The sequence below is a fragment of the Micromonospora sp. NPDC047620 genome (assembly GCF_043205005.1).
GTDB lineage: Bacteria > Actinomycetota > Actinomycetes > Mycobacteriales > Micromonosporaceae > Micromonospora.
The window spans coordinates 25,145-43,233 of sequence record NZ_JBIDDG010000026.1 but is presented as its reverse complement, the minus strand read 5'-3'; the positions used below and the strand labels follow the sequence as shown (position 1 = coordinate 43,233).

At 71.0% G+C, this 18,089-nt stretch carries 16 protein-coding genes; 9 read left to right on the top strand and 7 right to left on the bottom strand.

Annotated elements, in window-relative coordinates:
• Positions 1–632: 632 nt before the first annotated feature.
• The 9 genes from ACGF5C_RS26425 to ACGF5C_RS26385 all read left to right on the top strand — a co-directional run bounded on the left by ACGF5C_RS26425 (position 633) and on the right by ACGF5C_RS26385 (position 9,332).
• Positions 633–1,421 carry a helix-turn-helix domain-containing protein gene (locus ACGF5C_RS26425; RefSeq protein WP_393305807.1) on the top strand — a complete coding sequence of 263 codons (789 nt, stop codon included), beginning with the start codon at positions 633–635 and terminating at the stop codon, positions 1,419–1,421.
• Positions 1,422–1,646: 225 nt separating this feature from the next.
• Complete coding sequence (locus ACGF5C_RS26420; RefSeq protein ID WP_393305805.1) at positions 1,647–2,825, top strand: acyl-CoA dehydrogenase family protein; 1,179 nt, start codon at positions 1,647–1,649, stop codon at positions 2,823–2,825.
• A gap of 33 nt (positions 2,826–2,858) precedes the next feature.
• Positions 2,859–3,281, top strand: a complete 423-nt coding sequence (locus tag ACGF5C_RS26415; protein ID WP_393305803.1) for an SgcJ/EcaC family oxidoreductase — start codon at positions 2,859–2,861, stop codon at positions 3,279–3,281.
• A 634-nt stretch (positions 3,282–3,915) separates the two neighbouring features.
• Positions 3,916–5,175, top strand: a complete 1,260-nt coding sequence (locus tag ACGF5C_RS26410; protein WP_393305801.1) for an aminotransferase class V-fold PLP-dependent enzyme — start codon at positions 3,916–3,918, stop codon at positions 5,173–5,175.
• Between the two features lie 142 nt (positions 5,176–5,317).
• Positions 5,318–6,184, top strand: a complete 867-nt coding sequence (locus tag ACGF5C_RS26405) for a formylglycine-generating enzyme family protein (RefSeq protein ID WP_393305874.1) — start codon at positions 5,318–5,320, stop codon at positions 6,182–6,184.
• A gap of 14 nt (positions 6,185–6,198) precedes the next feature.
• Complete coding sequence (locus ACGF5C_RS26400) at positions 6,199–6,465, top strand: MoaD/ThiS family protein (protein ID WP_393305799.1); 267 nt, start codon at positions 6,199–6,201, stop codon at positions 6,463–6,465.
• Positions 6,465–7,484 (top strand): quinone oxidoreductase family protein, encoded by a 1,020-nt coding sequence (locus ACGF5C_RS26395; RefSeq protein WP_393305798.1) that lies wholly within the window; start codon positions 6,465–6,467, stop codon positions 7,482–7,484. Before ACGF5C_RS26400 ends, ACGF5C_RS26395 begins: the two co-directional genes overlap by 1 nt.
• 139 nt (positions 7,485–7,623) lie before the next feature.
• Positions 7,624–8,688: a glucose-1-phosphate thymidylyltransferase gene (locus ACGF5C_RS26390; RefSeq protein ID WP_393305796.1), complete on the top strand. Its 1,065-nt coding sequence runs from the start codon at positions 7,624–7,626 to the stop codon at positions 8,686–8,688.
• Positions 8,689–8,951: 263 nt separating this feature from the next.
• Complete coding sequence (locus tag ACGF5C_RS26385) at positions 8,952–9,332, top strand: hypothetical protein (RefSeq protein WP_393305794.1); 381 nt, start codon at positions 8,952–8,954, stop codon at positions 9,330–9,332.
• A gap of 89 nt (positions 9,333–9,421) precedes the next feature.
• On the opposite strand, the gene ACGF5C_RS26380 is transcribed toward ACGF5C_RS26385, so the two are convergent.
• From ACGF5C_RS26380 to ACGF5C_RS26350, 7 genes are all read right to left on the bottom strand, one after another.
• Positions 9,422–10,651: an acyltransferase family protein gene (locus ACGF5C_RS26380; protein ID WP_393305792.1), complete on the bottom strand. Its 1,230-nt coding sequence runs from the start codon at positions 10,649–10,651 to the stop codon at positions 9,422–9,424.
• Between the two features lie 156 nt (positions 10,652–10,807).
• Positions 10,808–12,151, bottom strand: a complete 1,344-nt coding sequence (locus ACGF5C_RS26375; RefSeq protein ID WP_393305790.1) for an FAD-binding monooxygenase — start codon at positions 12,149–12,151, stop codon at positions 10,808–10,810.
• A 250-nt stretch (positions 12,152–12,401) separates the two neighbouring features.
• Positions 12,402–12,749 (bottom strand): ArsR/SmtB family transcription factor, encoded by a 348-nt coding sequence (locus ACGF5C_RS26370; RefSeq protein WP_393305789.1) that lies wholly within the window; start codon positions 12,747–12,749, stop codon positions 12,402–12,404.
• Between the two features lie 119 nt (positions 12,750–12,868).
• Positions 12,869–14,272: a UbiD family decarboxylase gene (locus ACGF5C_RS26365; protein ID WP_393305787.1), complete on the bottom strand. Its 1,404-nt coding sequence runs from the start codon at positions 14,270–14,272 to the stop codon at positions 12,869–12,871.
• Complete coding sequence (locus ACGF5C_RS26360) at positions 14,269–15,693, bottom strand: aldehyde dehydrogenase family protein (protein WP_393305785.1); 1,425 nt, start codon at positions 15,691–15,693, stop codon at positions 14,269–14,271. The genes ACGF5C_RS26365 and ACGF5C_RS26360 overlap by 4 nt, the downstream gene beginning before the upstream one ends.
• On the bottom strand, positions 15,690–16,490 hold the full coding sequence (locus ACGF5C_RS26355; protein WP_393305783.1) for an SDR family NAD(P)-dependent oxidoreductase: 801 nt from the start codon (positions 16,488–16,490) through the stop codon (positions 15,690–15,692). The genes ACGF5C_RS26360 and ACGF5C_RS26355 overlap by 4 nt, the downstream gene beginning before the upstream one ends.
• Positions 16,487–18,085, bottom strand: a complete 1,599-nt coding sequence (locus tag ACGF5C_RS26350) for a class I adenylate-forming enzyme family protein (protein WP_393305781.1) — start codon at positions 18,083–18,085, stop codon at positions 16,487–16,489. The genes ACGF5C_RS26355 and ACGF5C_RS26350 overlap by 4 nt, the downstream gene beginning before the upstream one ends.
• Positions 18,086–18,089 lie beyond the last annotated feature (4 nt).

The following is an 18,089-nucleotide window of genomic DNA, read 5'->3' as shown; positions in this document are numbered from 1 at the left end:
CAGCGGCCCATGCCCGTCGCGTTAACACCGTCCGTCACCGGTTAACAGACTTTTGTGTGCTCCGTCGTCGATTCGAATCTACGGAGCGTCCACGAGGTGCAGCGACTGTCGGTGACGATTCCCGGTCGCGTTGGCCCACGCGTGGCGCATGCGCGGCCCGCGCTCCGGGGCCCAATTTCTCAAGGAATGCTCAACAGGCGTGATTCTGCGCACGGAACCTTTCTTCAAGCGTGCCGTATTGACAGCACTTTTCAAGATGCCGCTCTCTTCCCGTCCCGAGAGGATTACCGCAATCGCAGGTGGAAGACGTGCGGAGATCGAAGAGGGAGTGAACGTGCCAGATGGCGGTCGCAGTTCGACATTCGACACCGTCCCCCGGCCCGCTTCGCCTCGTTCTGGGCGGTCGGGTCGGCAGGTGAGACTGTCCGAAGGGTAACCATCCGCGGGGCTGGGTGGGCGGACCGGATGTTCCGCTCCCGGCGCACCTGCGGTTGACCGTCGAAGAGGTGCAGCCCGTAGCCCTCGGAAACCGGGATCAGTGAATCCCGGACCATTTCTCGGAATGTGTCCGGGCGTGTTTCGCGCCCTTTTGATGATGGCGACATGGTGGCGTCGTCGGCCTGGGAGACGTGATGAACAATCATTTCGTTGATGCTGTCGAGCGTTCCATAATCCTGATGCATGAGAACCTCGGCGAGCAGTTGACGGTGGACGACATGGCGCGTGCCGCCATGTTCAGCAAATTCCACTACACTCGGGTCTTTCAGAGGATCACCGGCATTTCGCCGGGTCGATTCCTGTCGGCCCTGCGGCTCCAGCGTGCGAAGACGTTGCTGCTGTCGACGTCCATGAACGTGGCCGACATCAGCGTGCACGTCGGATACAACAGCGTGGGCACGTTCAGCTCCCGCTTCACCCGCAGCGTCGGCGTTTCACCCATCGAATACCGCCGTTGCGGGGGCGCAGTTCCTCGCCTCGGGGCGACAAAGCCCGAACGCAGCGTCGAAGCCGCCGACGGCGTGGTAGCCGGCGTGGTCTCGCCCTGCTCGCCGGTGGCGCTCGACGCGATCTTCCTCGGCCTCTTCAAGAGCCGGATACCCGAGGGACAGCCGACGAGCTGCGCCATGCTGCCGGGCCCGGGGCGGTTCGTGCTGGACAAGGTTCCCGAGGGCACGTGGTACCTGCTCTGCCAGGGTGTGGGGCCGGGGCGTGGCGCTGGCGGCGAGAATGACGACGTCTCCCAGTTCGGCAGCCACGGCCCCTTCCGGATCGGACCGGAGCAGAAGACCCTGGATGTCGTCGTACGGCTCGGTCCCGCCCGCCTCTGCGACCCGCCGATGCTGCTCGCACTGCCCGACGCCCGCACCATCGCCCCGGTCCGCCGATCCGGATGGGGCGCGGCCCTCGGCCGTGCGGCCTGACGCCCGGGGCGCCCCTGCGGGAAACCGCGCCGTCGAAAGCGGTGCGGGTCCCGGAGCGTTGCCGCCCGCCGCAACACGGGAGATGTGGCCGTCGGCCCGACCGTGCGATCGTGGCGTGACCATGATCGACCCTGCTCGATGATTTTGCGCCGCGGCGGATGATCCGCGGCGGAGCGCACCCCCTGTCGCGGCTCTGCGAGCCGATCGTCCACAAGGAGGCATGAGTTGACCAACGACCAACCTGGGCGTGCCGAGGTGCTCCGCCGAGCATCCGACCTCGTTGCGACCCTGCAGAAGTTCTCGGCGTGGAACGAGGAGAACCGGCGGGTGCACGACGAGGCCGTCGCCGCCCTGACCGACGCCGGCATCTTCCGGCTGCGCACGCCGGCGCGGTACGGCGGCTACGAGTGCGACACCCGTACGCTCGTCGACGTCGCCGCGACGCTCGCCCGGGGGGACGGATCGACCGCCTGGACGGCTTCGGTCTACTGGATTCCGACCTGGATGGCGTCTCATTTCCCGGACCACGTCCAGGATCAGGTCTTCGCCAGTCCCGACGCGCGTATCTGCGGAACGCTCAGCCCCAGTGCGATGGCCGCTCCGACGGAGGGTGGGATCGTCGTCAACGGCAAGTGGGGCTTCATCACCGGCGCCCTGCACAGTCGGTGGCAGGTGATCATCGCGGTGCTTATCGCGCCGGAGGCCGAGCCCATGCCCGTCATCGCGCTGGTCCCCACCACGGACCTGCACATCATCGACGACTGGCACACGTCGGGGCTGAAGGGCACCGGCAGCGTCAGCACGGTCGCCCAGGACGTCTTCGTGCCGCAGGACCGCTTCCTGCCGCTGGGCGCGGTGCTGCAGGGACAGGGCGCGTCACAGGCCAACGCCGCCAGCGGGATCTACCAGGTGCCGCTGCTTCCGGTGGCCTCCGCGTCGTCGGTGGGTGTAGCGCTCGGTCTCGCCAAGGCCGCCATGGACGTGTTCACCCAGCGGCTCGAAGACCGCAAGATCACCTACACCGACTACGCCAGTCAGCGCGAAGCACCCATCACGCACCTCCACCTCGCCGAGGCGGCCATGCTGATCGACGAGGCGGAGTTCCACGCGCACCGGCTCGCCGGAACTGTGGACCGGAAGGCGACCGAGCGGGCGGAGTGGACGATGCCGGAGCGGGTGCTGGCGCGGGCCGACATGGGCGCGGCCGTCCGACGCTCCCAGGAGGCCGTCGAGATCCTGGCCAACGCCAGCGGCGGCTCCTCCATCTACCTCGACAACCCGATGCAGCGCATCCGCCGGGACATCCAGGCGCTGAGCATGCACGCGCTCATGCACCCAGACACCAACGCGGAGCTGTACGGCCGCCTGCTCAGCGGGCTGGGGCCGAACACCCTCTACGTCTGACCAACACGTCCACAACAGCAGGAGGAGACCACCGTGTCCGCAACCAGCCAGAGTTTCCGTGCCAGCCCGGCCGACCACGCCGCGATCGCGGCACTACCGAGCAGGATCGTGGCGGCGTGGGCCGAGCACGACGCCGAGGCCTTCGGGGCGGTCTTCGTCGATGACGGCACCATGGTCCTGCCGGGCCTGTTCCTGACGGGCCGCGACGCCATCGTCGCCTTCATGCGGGAGGCGTTCGCGGGCCCGTACCAGGGCACGCGAGTCACGGGCCAGCCCATCAACGTCCGCTTCCTCAACGGCGAGGTCGCCATCGTGCTCACCGAGGGTGGTGTGCTCGCGCCCGGCGAGACGACCGTCGCGAAGGAACGCGCCATCCGCGCGTCCTGGCTGATGGTGAAGCGCGACGGCGCCTGGCTCCTGGCCGCCTATCAGAACAGCCCCAGCGAAGGCGCCTGACGGCGCTCCAGCCACAGCCACCGCGCATCTCGGTCCAGGCCGGGATCCGCGCGGTGGCTGTCCGCTGCGCACCGGCGTTCGACATCGCCGTGGACCGCCGCGCAGCGGCGTTCGACGGCGGCACGGGCCACCGCGCCGGGCTCCCGGGCCGCCGTCCGGACACGCGAAGAGGGGGCGGCTGCCCGCCCGCCCCCTCGTGCACCTGCCGACACCAGTCATCTACTGCCGTCAGGGCTATCTCTATCGAAGCGGATCAATAGGGCCGGTTCACCTTCCAGAGTGCGGGACCCCGAGCCCGTGCCGGGCGGACGTGCGCCGCGGCCGCGGCGTCGACCTCGACCGAGCGCCGAGACCTCCGGGCACGGGGGGAGGTGTCGGCGCCGCGTCGTGATGGCAGGGTCGCCTCAGGCGCGCTGACGATGCGACGGCCGCGCGGTGGACCAGCCCGAGCCGTCCCACAAGCGCCGCGAGGAGACCTCGGAGGAACTATGGACGCCACGTCACGCAGAGCTGGCTCCGCCGCCTGGCGGGACGCTGACCGGTGCGACGTGACCGGCCCCAGCCGGCGCCGCGCGCAGGCAATCACCGTGCGCCTGGCCTGGCGGACCGGATGTGAGCTTCAGGAGGGCCGGCGGTGACCTCGCCGACGTACGACGTGGAGCGGGTGCGAGCCGACTTCCCGATACTGGGCCGCCAGGTCAACGGGCGCAACCTCGTCTATCTGGATTCGGCCAGCAGTTCCCAGGCGCCCAGGCAGGTGCTCGACGCGCTGCATCGGCACCACCGCGGGCACCACGCCAACGTCGGACGCGCCTCGCACACCCTGGCGGCACAGGCCGGCGCCGCCTACGAGGCCGCCCGGGCGAAGGTGGCCGCATTCGTGGGCGCCCGAACCGAGGAGCTGGTCTTCACCCGGAACGCGACCGAGGCGATCAACCTCGTGGCGCACGCCTTCGTCCCCCGCGACTCCCGACCGCCGGGAGACCCCCGGTTCCGGTTGGGACCCGGTGACGAGGTCGTCGTCACCGAGATGGAGCACCACTCGAACCTCGTGCCGTGGCAGCTGCTGTGCCGGCGCACCGGAGCCACCCTGCGGTGGATCCCCCTGAACGGGGACGGGCACCTGGACCTGTCCTGTCTCGAGACGGTGGTCAACGCGCGGACGAGGCTGGTCTCCTGGGTGCACGTGTCGAACATCCTCGGCACTGTCAACCCTACCCGTGAGATCGTGGACCGGGCTCGTTCGGTCGGCGCGCTGACGCTGCTGGACGGGGCCCAGTCGGTCCCGCACCGCCCCGTCGACGTCGGGGCGCTCGACGTGGACTTCCTCGCCTTCACCGGGCACAAGATGTGCGGGCCGACCGGAATCGGCGCGTTGTGGGGGCGGGGAGAGCTACTCAACGCCGTACCACCGCTGCTCGCCGGCGGCGGCATGGTGGCTGCCGTCGAGCTGACGGAGTCAACCTTCCTGCCGGTCCCGGCGAGGTTCGAGGCGGGCACGCCGCCCATCGTGCAGGCGATCGGGCTCGGCGCGGCGGTCGACTACCTCGGCGCGGTCGGCATGGCAGCCGTACGTCGTCACGAGCGGGACCTCACCGCGTACGCCCTGGGTGTTCTCGACGGGGTGAAGGGCCTGCGAATCCTCGGGCCAGGGAATCCGGCCGACCGTGGGGGAGTCATCTCCTTCGTCCTCGACGGCTTCGAGCCCGCCCAGGTGGGCCGGTACCTGGACCTGCACGGCATCCAGGTGCGCGTCGGCCGGCACTGCGCGGCCCCGGTCTGTCGGCGGTACGGCCTGTCGGGCACGGTCCGTGTGTCGGTTCATCTCTACAACACCCGCGCCGAGATCGACTTCCTGGCGGCCGTCCTGCTAGGCATGGGCAGCCGGCGCTGACCCCCCCGGACCCGCCGGCGGTGCCGCCGTGCCCCGCACAGCGAGAGGTGCCGGCAGCCCGAAACCGTCGTGATGATTGATCCACGATGCGGATCCGGATCCGGTGCAGGCACCGGTCCGGCGGCAGAAGGCTGGGGACGCGATGGGCGAGATGTGCCGGATACCGGGCGGTGCGTTCCGGCAGGGAAGTCCGGACTGGATGATCGACTGGCTCGAGGCGGCCGACCAACCGCTGCCCCGGCTGTGGTTCGCCGACGAGACCCCGCAGGTGACCACCGTCGTCAAGCCGTTCCGCATCGACCGGTTCCCGGTCACCGTCGGCGAATACGCCCGGTTCGTGCGGGACACCGGCTACCGGACCGAGGCGGAGCGGCGGGGCTTCGGCCTGGTCTACACGGAGCAGGGCTGGAACGAGCGCGAAGGAGTCACCTGGTGCGCTCCGGGCGGCCCGGGCACCGGAGGTCCCGACTTCGACGACCATCCCGTCGTCCACGTCTCATGGCGTGACGCGAACGAGTTCGCCCGCTGGTCCGGTCGGCGGCTGCCCACCGAGGCCGAGTGGGAGTTCGCCGCCCGGGGACCCGACTTCCGCATCTGGCCCTGGGGCGACGAGTGGGACGTCGAAGCCGCCAACACCGCGGAACTGCACGCCGGCCAGCTGCACTCGTTGTCGGCGTGGCAGGAGTGGTGGCGGGCCGAGTGCGAACGGATCGGGCCGGTTCCCCGTACGTCCCCGGTCGGGTCCTTCCGTGGCCGTGGCGACAGCCCTTTCGGCTGTGCGGACATGGCCGGCAACGTCTACGAGTGGACCTCGACACTGTCGCGCCTCTACGACGACAGCACCCGGTGCGACCCGACGGTGCGGATGGCGATGGGCAGGTACCGCGTTATCCGCGGCGGCTCGTGGATGAACTTCCGCTACCAGGTCAGGTGCAGCGAGCGGATGCACGGGGACCCCGACGGCTGGTCCAGCTTCGCGCACGGCTTCCGCTGCGCCTCCGACGTCTAGATTCGAGGAGAAACATGGTCAGAATCGTGGTGCCCGCCGTCTGGACCCCGCAGGGCCGGACCGACTTCGAGGGCACGTCCGGCCCGCTGGACGACGTCATCCGGGAATTCGCCGCGCGTCACCCGGAGTTCGGTCGGCGGCTGCTCGACGCGGACGGCGAGCCGCTGCGCTATCTCAACATGTGCGTCGACGACGAGATGATCCCCCGGCACCAGCGGGCCGCCGCCTCGGTCGGGCCCAATGCTGTCGTGACCATCATCGCGCCGATGGCGGGTGGCTGATGACATCCGCGGAAACACCCGAGCCGCCGCGGACGGGCGCGGGCACGGTCCCGCGACGGGTGGTCATGCAGGCGTACGGCGACCCGGCGGTCCTGACCGTCCGCGATACCGACCTTCCCCAGGTGTCGGCGAGTGACGTTCTCGTCCGCGTCGCGGCCGCGGGTGTCAACGTCGTGGACCTGTACCAGCGCAGTGGCGTCTACCCGGTGTCCCTGCCTTTCACCCCCGGATTCGAGGGGAGCGGAACGGTGGTCGCGGTCGGCGCGGGGGCCACCGGTGTCGGGGTCGGGGACAGGGTCGCGTGGATGGGGCAGCCGGGCTCGTACGCGACCCACTGCCTGGTACCGGCGGCACGGCTGGTGCCCGTGCCCGACGGGTTGAGCCTCACCGACGCGGTGGCAGCCCTTATTCACGGCATGACGGCGCACCTGCTGACCACGGACGTGTACGCGCCGTCCGAGGGCGCCGTTTGTCTGGTGCACTCGGCCGCCGGCGGCGTCGGCGGGATGCTGTGCCAGTTCGCCGCACGGCGCGGCGCGACCGTCATAGGTACGGTCTCCCGCGACGACAAGGCGCCGGCGGCGCTCGCCGCCGGCGCCCACCATGTGATCAACTACAGCCGCACGTCGTTTCCCGCCCAGGTCCGCGAGCTCACCGCAGGACGGGGCGTCGACGTGGTGTACGACGCCGTCGGACGGGACACCTTCACCGACGGGCTCGCCTGCCTTCGGCCGGGTGGCACGATCGTGCTCTACGGCCAGGTCAGCGGAGCGGTCGATCCGGTCGACCCGCAGCTGCTCAACTCGTACGGATCGCTGTTCCTCACCAAGGTGTCGCTCAGTCATTACGACCGCACCCCTGAGCAGACGCGCCGCCGCGCCTCGGCGGTGTTCGACGACGTGGTCGCCGGACGGCTGCGCCTGCGGGTACACGCCACCTTCCCGCTCGACGCCGCGGCTGCGGCCCACGACGAGCTGGCGTCCCGTCGTACGCGCGGCAAGATCCTGCTTCTGCCTTGAACTCGGCGTACGGGCAGGCCGGTTCGCCGGCCTGCCCTGACCCGGCCCGGCGTGCGTCGTTCCGTGGCGCCGGGGGGGCACGGTCCTCGTGCACCACGGCCCCCGCTGGACGACGCCGCCCGAACCGACGGGAGAAATCGTGAAGGCTCTGGTGCTGTCCGGCGGCTCGGGTACCCGGCTGCGGCCCATCAGCCACTCGCTGCCCAAACAACTTGTTCCACTGGCGAACCGGCCGTTGCTCGAGCACGTCCTACAGGGGATCCGCGATATCGGGATCACCGAGGTGGGCATGGTGGTCGGCGACCACGGACCGCAGATCAGGCAGGCGCTCGGGAGTGGATCCTGGAACGACGTCGAAATCACCTACCTGACTCAGGAGTCGCCGCAGGGACTCGCGCACGCCGTGCGGGTCGCACGGGGGTATCTCGGTGACGACGACTTCCTGCTCCACCTCGGCGACAACCTGCTTCCCGACGGCCTCGGCGGCGGTGCCGCGGAGTTCCGTCGGGGCGGCGCCGGCGCGCACCTCCTCGTGCAGAAGGTCCCCGACCCGCGGCCGTTCGGAGTGGTCGAACTCGATCGGGACGGCCGGGTCGTCCGTCTCGTGGAGAAGCCCCAGCGGCCCCGCAGCAACCTCGCACTCATCGGGGCCTGCTTCTTCACCCCGGTGGTCCACCTGGCCGTCGACGCCATCCGGCCCAGCCGCCGCGGCGAGCTCGAGCTCACGGACGCGGTGCAGTGGCTCGTGGACCAGGGTGTCGCCGTACGGGCCAGCGAGTACACCGGCTACTGGAAGGACGTGGCCGACAGCGACGACGTCCTGGCGGGCAACCGACGTCTACTGGAGGGTATCGACGCGCACCGCGGTGGCGACGTCGATCCGTGCAGTGCCGTGGGCCCCCGGGTGTCCATCGGAGCGGGTGCGCGGATCATTCGCAGCAATGTCGAAGGTCCGGCGATCATCGGCCCCGGCTCGGTGATCGAGGATAGTCACGTGGGCCCCTACACCTCGGTCGGCCGTGACTGCCTCATCCGGGGCAGCGAGCTGTCAGGGTCCGTCGTCATGGACGGTGCGGAGATCTCGCAGGTGACCCGGCTGACGGACTCGATCATCGGTCGCGGAACCGAGATCGGCCGCGGTGATCGGCACGCCGGCCACCGCATTGTCAGCGGTGACCACGCTCGCATCGAGGTGCCGTGGTGAGCCGTCCGGCAGTCGTGTCGCGACTGCCGGCCGCGTCGCCGTTCCGGGCGGTCGCGTCCCGCCGTGCCGCGCCTGTCGACGGTGCGGCTGATGTCCCGGCGAACATGGCCGCTCTGTCAGCGTGCGTCGAGACGGCCCTTCGCGACCTCCTCGGCGTCGAGCTGGCCGTCGCGGTGCGACCGGCTGCGGACCCCACGGCCGGGGTCGCACACGCAGGGGCGAGCGCGCCCGTGCCCACGGGCGGTCCGCTCCACCGGGGCGCCATGACCACCGTCACGGCGACGGCAGACGGCGTGTCCCTCGAGGTGACTGGCGCCGGCCGGTTGGTTTGTGACGTCGCGGCGGTGCGGACGTCCTCCCCGGCCGAGTGGGACCGGTCGCTGGCCGAGCATGCCGCGCTGGCGCGGGAGGCGGCGGAGCTGGCGGGGGAGAGCCACGACCAGGCCGCCTGCCGTACGGGTGCCGTCCTACGGTGTCTGCGGCGGCTGCACCTGCCGACGTGCGTTCCCCTGACACTCGCTCCGGCGTCGCGGTCGGGTTGGCTGGTCTATGTGTCGGGCACGCTGCGCGTGGCCACGCACGTCGTGCCGGGGCCCCGTGAGCGGCCGGTGGTCCTGGCCGTGCTGACCGACGGCTGGGCCTGACCCGCGGGTACGACGACAGGGCCGTCGGCGTGTGTCGAACGGCCCTGTCGTCGTACCCGCGGGTTTCCGCCTGCGGTAGGTCAGGCTGGTCAGGAGGTCCGTTCGCCGGCGGCGCCGGGCATCGGGCCCGTCAGGCCCTCCTGCCGGTGGTCTCGCCGTCGCGGCCGGGACCACCGGCGCATGACCGGCTGTTCGACGAGCGCGTAGAGGATAGACGCGAGGACCAGGCAGACCAGGTACGTGGAGATCAGGACGAGGATTCCGGTGCCGAGGTCGAACGTCGTGCGGGTGTACATGCCCACTACGCCGTTCTCTCCGCTGAACGACGCGTGGACCATGAACATCACGGTGACGTGGATGACGAAGAAGGCGTACATCCGGTCGCCCAGCCAGACCATCAGCTTGCCGTTGGCCAGCGTCCGGCGGCCCCGCACGTCCGCGACCGCGAAGGCGGGGATCAGCAGGGCCATCGGGATGAGCGGCACGAAGGTGTAGCCGTAGAAGACCGGCACGTCGAGGGTTGCCAGGTAGAAGCCGATGGTCAGGAGCGAGGCCGGCAGCGCCCCCAGACCGATCCACCGGCCAGTCAGGACGATGCGGGCCATGATGATTCCGACCACGAATTCCAGTGCCCGCGTCAGCGGGAAGTAGAAGCCGAACCAGTGCTGTGGCCAGGAGACCTCGGGCGCCACGAGGGATGGCGGCTGGTCGGGCAGGAAGGCGTTGGCGACTACCGGAACCAGCGCCGACAGGGCGGTCACGCCCACGGCCCAGGCCCACAGGCGGTTCGGTCGGATCTTCTTGACCAGGACGTACAGCAGGGGGAACGCCGCGTAGGCCAGCACATCGATGTTGGCCGACCACATGGGACCGTTGAGGTTGTTGAACAGGAAGGATTCGGACGGGAACCAGGCGCTGACCAGTAGCAGCCCGGCCAGGGCCTCCACCGCCTTGATCGGCACCCCGGTGGGGATCCACAGCGCGATGATGATGGCGTACACGACGACGTGGTTCGGGAAGAGTTTGAAGAACCTGCGACGCCAGAACTGCCACGCGCTGTCCTTCGATGACGCCGTCCAGGTCACCACGAAGCCGGTGAGGACGAAGAAGAAGCTCAGGCCGAACATGCCGGCGTTGGCGCCGTAGCGGATGTACTCGACCATTACGGCAGGGTCGGTGAACAGGCCCAGGGCGAGCCCGTGCGTGATGAACACCGACAGGCCGGCGACTGCCCGCAGACCGGTCAGCGACGGCAGGCGGGAACGGGTGCCGGTCCCCGCGGGGGTTTCCGGCCGCGCTCCGGGTTGTGTGATCGTCATGGATGCACCTCCGGGTGCGGGTTGCCCGTCGGCGGTGCCGACAGGATCGGGCGAGGCAACAGGGGATGAGGATGCGAGCGGCGGTGGGCGCCGACCGGGCTGGTCGGCGCCCACCGGCACCGGTGCCGGGCGGGGCTGGCGTGGGGGCGAGGTGCCTCAGGCGGCGGCTTGCGGTTGCGGCCGGGAGCCGCGCAGCACACGGAGGATCATGCTGGGGCGCATCAGCGCCTCGAGCGGATCGACCAGGCCGGCGGACCGCATGAACTGCTCGGTGACGGCGGCGTCGCGGGTGGCGGCGATCTGGACGCGGTACATGTACGCCTGCATCAGCTTGAGCATCGGAGTCCGGTTACCCTCGACGCCGGGGAAGCTCAGGTTGATCCCTTCGGTCATGTCCCAGGCGGGGTCGATGATCCGGCCGACCTCGCGCATGAAGTCGAGCGAGCTGGGTGGGGCCCCGAGGCGCAGCCGGTCCCGCAACGCCAGCGCCTGCAGGGCGGCGAGGCTCTGCGCCTGGGCGAAGACCGGATTCGGGGTGCACACCGCGTCGCCGAGCACGATCAGTCGCTCCGGGAACCGGGGCATCCGGTCGTAGCGGCGCCGCAGCGTGGTCGGGAATCGGAACAGCACCGGGTCGTCGAGCGGCTCGGCTTCGATGATCGCCTCGTGGATCTCCTTCGCCGCCAGCGTCTTGACGAACGCGTTGAAGCCGTCCGGGTCGGTCGGCGGGTGGTCGCCCAGGAGACCGTAGGCGGTCAACTCCACCAGGCCGCTGTCGGTCTTGGTGAAGATGGCGCCGCGGGGCAGGGTCGGGTTCGCCACCGCGATGATCGAGTGGTCGGTGCCGAACGGGTCGGTACGCAGCCGGTAGTGCCGGGTCACGTAGCCCAGACCGATCTTCGTGCCCTCCTCCTCGACGCGCGGGTAGCCCAGGGCTTCCAGCCACACAGGCGTGCGGGAGCCGCGGCCGGTGGCGTCGACGACCAGGTCCGCCTCCAGCGTTTCCTCCGCGCCGCCGTCACGCCGCTGTACCCGGGCCCCGGTCACCCGGGACCGGTCGGGGTTGGTGGAGAGGCCGGTGATGTCATAGCGCTCCATGAAGGTCACGTTTCCGAGGGCCTGCACCCGCTCCCGGACGTGGGCCTCCATGATCGGCCGTCGCGCGCCCACGTTGGTGAGGCCAGCGCGGACCTGCTTGAGGGGCTTGCCGTTGAAGTACCACCGCACCGTGCCGGACAGGTCGGTCTGCGGGCACCCGGCGCTGATCATCTGCGCGGTGATTTCGGGGAAGAGTTCCTCCATGGCGCGGGCGCCGCGGGCCAGCAGGCCGTTGATGTGCCGTGCCTGAGGCGCGCCCCGACGTGCCTCGCGCACGCCGAGGAGTTCGTCCCGGTCGACCACGATTACCTCGCGGTAGCTTTCCGACAGGGCGCTGGTGGCGAAGAGCGACGTGATGCTGCCCCCGAGCACCACGGCACGTTCTCCGACGAATTTGCTCATTGACATTCGTCTCCCTTGTGTAATGAACGATTGCGACACGTCGACAGGAAACCGTTTCGGCGTCCGAGCGGCGTCGAATCGCCATCCGGGCCGGCTCTGTGTGGGATCGTTTCAGTCGGGGCGTTCGGCGAGCATCTTCCTGACTGCCCTTGATGCCCGGTGACCTGCTGCTTGTCGCGCGGCGAGCGACCAGGGTCGAAAATGGTGGACGCGGCACGGAGAAGGGTGCGGGGGCCGACGGAATTCCGCGCTATTTGGCGGTGCCCTGCTGCGGGTCGGAAACTGGGGCGTCCCGTTTCGTTCGCACGGCGGCAGGCGTCGCGTCCGCGTCGGCGATGATGCCCCCCAGCCATGCCGACGCCACATCGAGGGGCCCGGTGTCCAGCCGGCAGGGGCGCCGCTGCGCGTCCTGCCGCCGCCGTACCAGACCCGCCCGCTCGAGCACGCGGAGGTGGCGACTGACTGCAGGCATGCTCATGGCGAATGGGGCGGCCAGCTCCGTGACACTCGCCTCGCCGGACACGAGCCGGGCGATGATCGCCCGCCGGGTCGGATCGGCCAGGGCGGCGAGGATTCGGCTGAGATCGTCTGATGCCACAGATGGTGACCTTCCGTCTCTGGGGCCGGGCGGCCCAGCCGTTGTTGCTGCGCCCGGCCGCGGGGCGGCGGACCGCGCCAGCGGGTCGCGTGGGCGCGGGGTGCCGGGCCTGCCGTTGATCATGAGGAGGCGGCCTCGGCGAGGTACCGTGCGATCCGCTCCGGCCGCCCTGGCCGGGTTCGCATCCGGGCATGGCGGTCGTGCCCGCCCGCCGGAACGGTGGCGTCGATGCCCAGTTTCGCGGTCATACCCCCGACGGCGGACGGGTCGAGGCTGCTGCCGGCGGCGCGGGGAATGACGACGACGTCCCGGTCCGCCTGCACCCGCGTCGCCAGGGCCCATCCCACCTGTTCGTCGTCGTGGATGTCCACGTCGTCGTCGACCACCACCGCGTACTTGACCGCGCTGGCCCCGCCGAGGGTGGCGAGCAGGACGTTCACCGCGGATGCGGCAGCGCCGCCGCGTACGGACACCACGGCGTGCAGTCGGCAGGAGCCGGCCTCCGGCAGCCGGACCGCCACCACGTCGGGGTGCGCCTGGCGCAGCATCCGCAGCAGCGCCGCCTCGCGCGGTACCCCGCCGAGGAGGAAGTGCTCGCGGCCACCGGAGAGGATCGTCTGGAAAACGGCCGCACCGCTGTGCCAGCCGGCGGTCAGCTCGATCACGGGCGCCGGAGCGGTGGGCCCGTACGTGCGGGGGAACTCGCCGAACGGCCCCTCCGGCGCGCGTACGCCGGCACGGAAGCGTCCCGCGAGGACGAATTCGGCGTCGGCCGGCACCGGCAGACCGTTGGTCGGGCAGGCGACGACCGGAAGCGGTGTCGTGCGTAGCGCGCTGGCCACCTCGAGGTCGTCCAGGGCGCGGTCCGCCGCCGGGGCCTGGCTGGCGAGGGCCAGCAGCGGATCGACGCCCACCACGATCGCCACGTCGAGGTCGAGCCCGCGGCGTTCCGTCGCGGTCAGGATCCGGCGCAGGCGTCCCGGCAGGACGAGTGTCCGGAGGGTCCGTTCGCCGACGGCCAGCATGCGGTTGATCGACAGGTTCGTCTTTCCGGTCGCCGGGTCTCTGACGACGAGGATCGCCGAGGTCAGGTAGCGGCCACCGTCGTGTTCGTGCTGCACGGTGAGGGGAAGCCGGGACAGCAGCGCGTCGCCGTCGAAGCGGTGGGCGAGCACCGCCGCGGCGGCGTCGGGCATCGACGCGCAGGGCCGTGGTGCGGTCAGTGCGTCGAGGTAGCGGGTGGTCGTCTCGTGCGGGAGGCAGTCCATCGCCTCGGCGAGGTCGTCACGGCTGCGGACCAGGTTTCCGGCGAGGGGGAACGATGCGCCGGCCACGTCGAGGAAGAGCACCGACCGCCGCCCGTCGAGGCGCTCCAATACGGCCGAGACCTCCTGGTCCGGGTCCACCTGTGACCGTACCCGGCCGAGGCGACCGTTCGCGTCGAGCTTCGTCAGCCATGACCGTAGGTTCTGCGCCGCGGGCCAGCCCGGTGACGTACCGGTCGACGGGGCGGGGATGGTCACGGTCGGCCGCCGGGAGCGCGGACGGTGAAGTGGATGTGCTTGAGCTCGGTGAACTGTTCCAGCCCGACGGTTCCGCGGGTGCGGCCGATGCCCGAGGACTTGAAGCCTCCGCTGGGTGTCTCCGGGTACGAGTGGTTGTACCCGTTGATCCAGACGGTGCCGGCCTCGAGGCGACGGGCGATGCGCCACGCGCGGTCGAGGTCCCTGGTCCACACGCTCATCGCGAGGCCGTACGGTGTGGCGTTGGCCCGCCGCACCGCCTCGGTCTCGTCGTCGAACGGCTCGACGGTCACCACCGGGGCGAACAGTTCCCGCTGGACGACCGGCGAGTCCGGTGTCGCCCCCGTGACGACGGCCGGCCGGACGAAGTGCCCCGCCAGAGCGTCGAGGTGGACGCGCTGGCCGCCGTGCACGCCGTGCCGCGCGGCAGCGTCGGCCAGTGTCGCCGCCATCCGGTCCCCGGCGGCCGGGGACACCAGCGGCCCCATCTCCGTCACCGGGTCGCCTGGGTGACCGACGCGGACGCCGTCGAGACCGGCGGTGACGGCCTGCAGCACGTCCTGGTGGATCGGGCGGGCCACCAGGACGCGGGTGCAGGCCATGCACATCTGCCCGCAGGTCACCACGACCGCCTTGACGACCGCGGCGATCGCCGCCTCCAGATCGGCGTCGGCGCAGATGACGGTGGCCGCCTTCCCGCCGAGTTCGAGCAGGTGACGCTTCATTCCGTCGCCTGCGGTGCGCAGGATCTCCGTACCGACCCGGGTCGAACCGGTGAACGCGACCGCCCGCACCAGGGGGTGCGCGACGCTGGCCCGCCCGACGGCGGGACCGCCGACGACGAGGTGCGCGACGTCGGCGGGAAGCCCGGCCTCCCGGCCGAGCGCCAGCACCCGGCCGGTGACGAGGCTGGTCTGCGGCGCCGGCTTGACCAGCGCGGTGACGCCGGCGGCCAGCGCCGGCGCCAGGTCCCGGATGAGCAGCAGCATCGGCCAGTTCCACGGCACGATGAACGTGGTCACCCCGACCGGTTCCCGGACGACGTGCGCCACCGTGCCGTCGGGCAGCGTGCCGGCGATGCCGCCGAGGTGTCGGGCGAGCCCGGCGTTGTAGGTCAACGCGTCGACGCAGGCACGGATCTCCTGATGGGCCTCGGACCTGGTCTTGCCTGTCTCGGTCACCAGCGCGTCGGCCAGTTCGGCCGCGTGCGCGGCGAGCGCCTCGCCCCACTGGTGGAGCGTGGCGGCCCGGCGTCGTGCGTCGAGCGCCCACGGGCCGCGTAGCGCCCCGTGGGCCTGCGCCGCCGCCTCGTCCAGCTCGGCGCCGGTCGTGACCGCAACCGGCGTCAGCGGCGCGAGGGTCGTCGGATCCACCGGTCGCACGTACGCGTCCGGCTCGGCGGGCGGGATGTCGGGGTTCATGAGAAGACCTGCCCGCCGTCGACGATGACGGTTTGCCCGGTCACGAACGCCGAGGCCGGCGACGCCAGCCAGAGCAGCGGGCCGACGAGGTCGTTGGCCTGCATCGGTCTGGCCAGGGAGCGCGCCCGGGCCGACGCGGTGAGGTACGACTCGGTGTTCAGTGACCTGCTGGCGTCGTTGTCGACCAGGCCGGGGGCGATGGCGTTGACCCTGATGCGCTGTCCGCCGAGTTCCCGGGCCGCGGCACGGGTCAGCCCCTCCACCGCTGCCTTGGAGGCGACGTAGTGGGCGAATCCGACCGCGCCGATCCGCCCCACCACGGAGGACACGTTGACGACGCTGCCGCCGCCGAAATCCGTCATGGTCGGCGCCACGGCTCGGATTCCCAGCCAGGTGCCCCGCACGTTGACCGCGAAGACGTCGTCCCACTCCTCGACGACGAGGTCGGTCAGGGGGCGCTTCTCGCTGATCTTCCGATAGACGGCCGCGTTGTTGACGAGCACGTCCAGGGCGCCGAATTCGGCGACGGTCCGTTCCACCACCAGCCGCCAGTCGGACTCGGAGGCGACATCGGCGGGGGCGAAGACCGCGCGGCCGGGACCGTCGCGCGTCGCGGCCCGGGTCATGGCGAGCGCCTGCCGGGCGGACCGCAGCAGGTCGACGGCCACGACGTTCGCGCCGGTCGCGGTGAACGCCCGCACGTACGCGCTGCCGATCTCGGCGGCCGCGCCGGTCACGATCACCGTGCGGCCGGCGAGGCCGGCGAGGGACGCCGCGCGCATCGGGAGGACACTCATCGTGCTGGCACCTCCGGTCCGTTGGGTATGTGCGGGCCCGACGCGGTGTCGGCGAGGGCGTCGTACCCGCCGTCGGTGAGCTGCCGACGCAGGATCTTGCCGACGGGGGAGCGCGGAATCCGGTCCACGGCGACAACTCGCTTGGGGCGCTTCAGCGACGGCAACCCTGATGAGGTCCGGATGAAGTGCTGGACCTCCCGGACGGCTTTCTCGGGGTCGAGCCCCGCGCGGGGTACGACGAATGCCGTCACCGCCTGTCCCCACCGCTCGTCGGGTAGCCCCACCACGACGTTGTCGCCGATGGCGGGGGAGGCGGCCAGCGCGGCCTCGATGTCGGCGGGGTAGATGTTCTCGCCACCCGAGATGATCATGTCGTCGACGCGACCCTGGTACCACAGGTTGCCCTGCTCGTCGCAGATCGCCAGGTCGCCGGTGTGGTACCACCCGTTGCGGATCGCCGCCTCGTCGGCGTCGCCCCGTGCCCAGTAGCCCGAGAAGGCTTCCGGGGAGTCCATGGACGCGATGACCTGTCCCGGCTCGCCCGGAGCCACCACGTCCTCGGCGCCGGCACCGGCCGCGTTGGCGATGACACGCACGCGGGAGAAAATCCCGGCGCGGCCCGCGCTGCCCGGCCGTGCCGCCACATCGGGCTCGACTGTGAACGTGTAGATCTCGGTGCTGCCGTAGTGGTTGACGAACGTGCGTGGACGGACCGTGCCGGCCAGGTGGCGTGCGAGGTCGGGGGCCATGGGCGCCCCCGCGTACCCGAGCCGCCGCAGTGACGTCAGCTCGTGCATCCGACCGGTGTTGAGCAGCGACCAGTAGATGGTGGGCACCAGGTACAGCGAGGTGACGCCGTCACGCACGATGAGTTCCGACGACTCGTCGGCGTCGAACCGGCGCTGAGGTACCCAGGTGCCGCCGACCAGCAGGCTGGCCAGGAGGGTGCGGACACCCATCGTGTGGAACAGCGGCATCACTCCGAGCGCGACGTCGCCGCTGCGGTGCCCCGACTGCAGCACGTGCGCCACGGTGGCTGCGTGCTCGGCGGCGTGCGTACGGGGAACTCCCTTGGGACGTCCCGTCGTGCCCGAGGTGTAGAGCATCACGCTCAGGTCGCCGGAGTCGACGGCGACGGGTATCGGGCCGTCCGGCTGCGCCCCGACGAGCGGCGCCAACGCGACCTCGCCGGCGGGCGCGTCCCGCGGGTCACCGGCGTACACCCGCCTCGGCGCGTCGGGCAGGGCGACCGGCGCCGCCCGGGACTGACTGGAGGTGGTGGCGTCGGTGACGACCAGCACGGGAGCGCAGTCCTGCAGGCAGTGCCCGATCTCCGCGGGGCCGAACCGCGTCGATAGCGGCACCGCCACCGCCCCCAGCTTCTGCACCGCCAGGTAGAGACCGGCCAGTTCCGTGCCGTTGGCCAGGTGGAGCACGACGCGGTCGGCGCGCCGAACGCCGAGGTCCGCCAGCGTGCGGGCGAGCTGGTTGGTGTACGCGTCCCACTGGCGGAACGTCAGCGGCCGCCGTCCACCCACCGCCCGCTGTTCGGGGTGGCGTGCCGCGCCCCACGCCAACATCCGACCGATGTCCATGCGG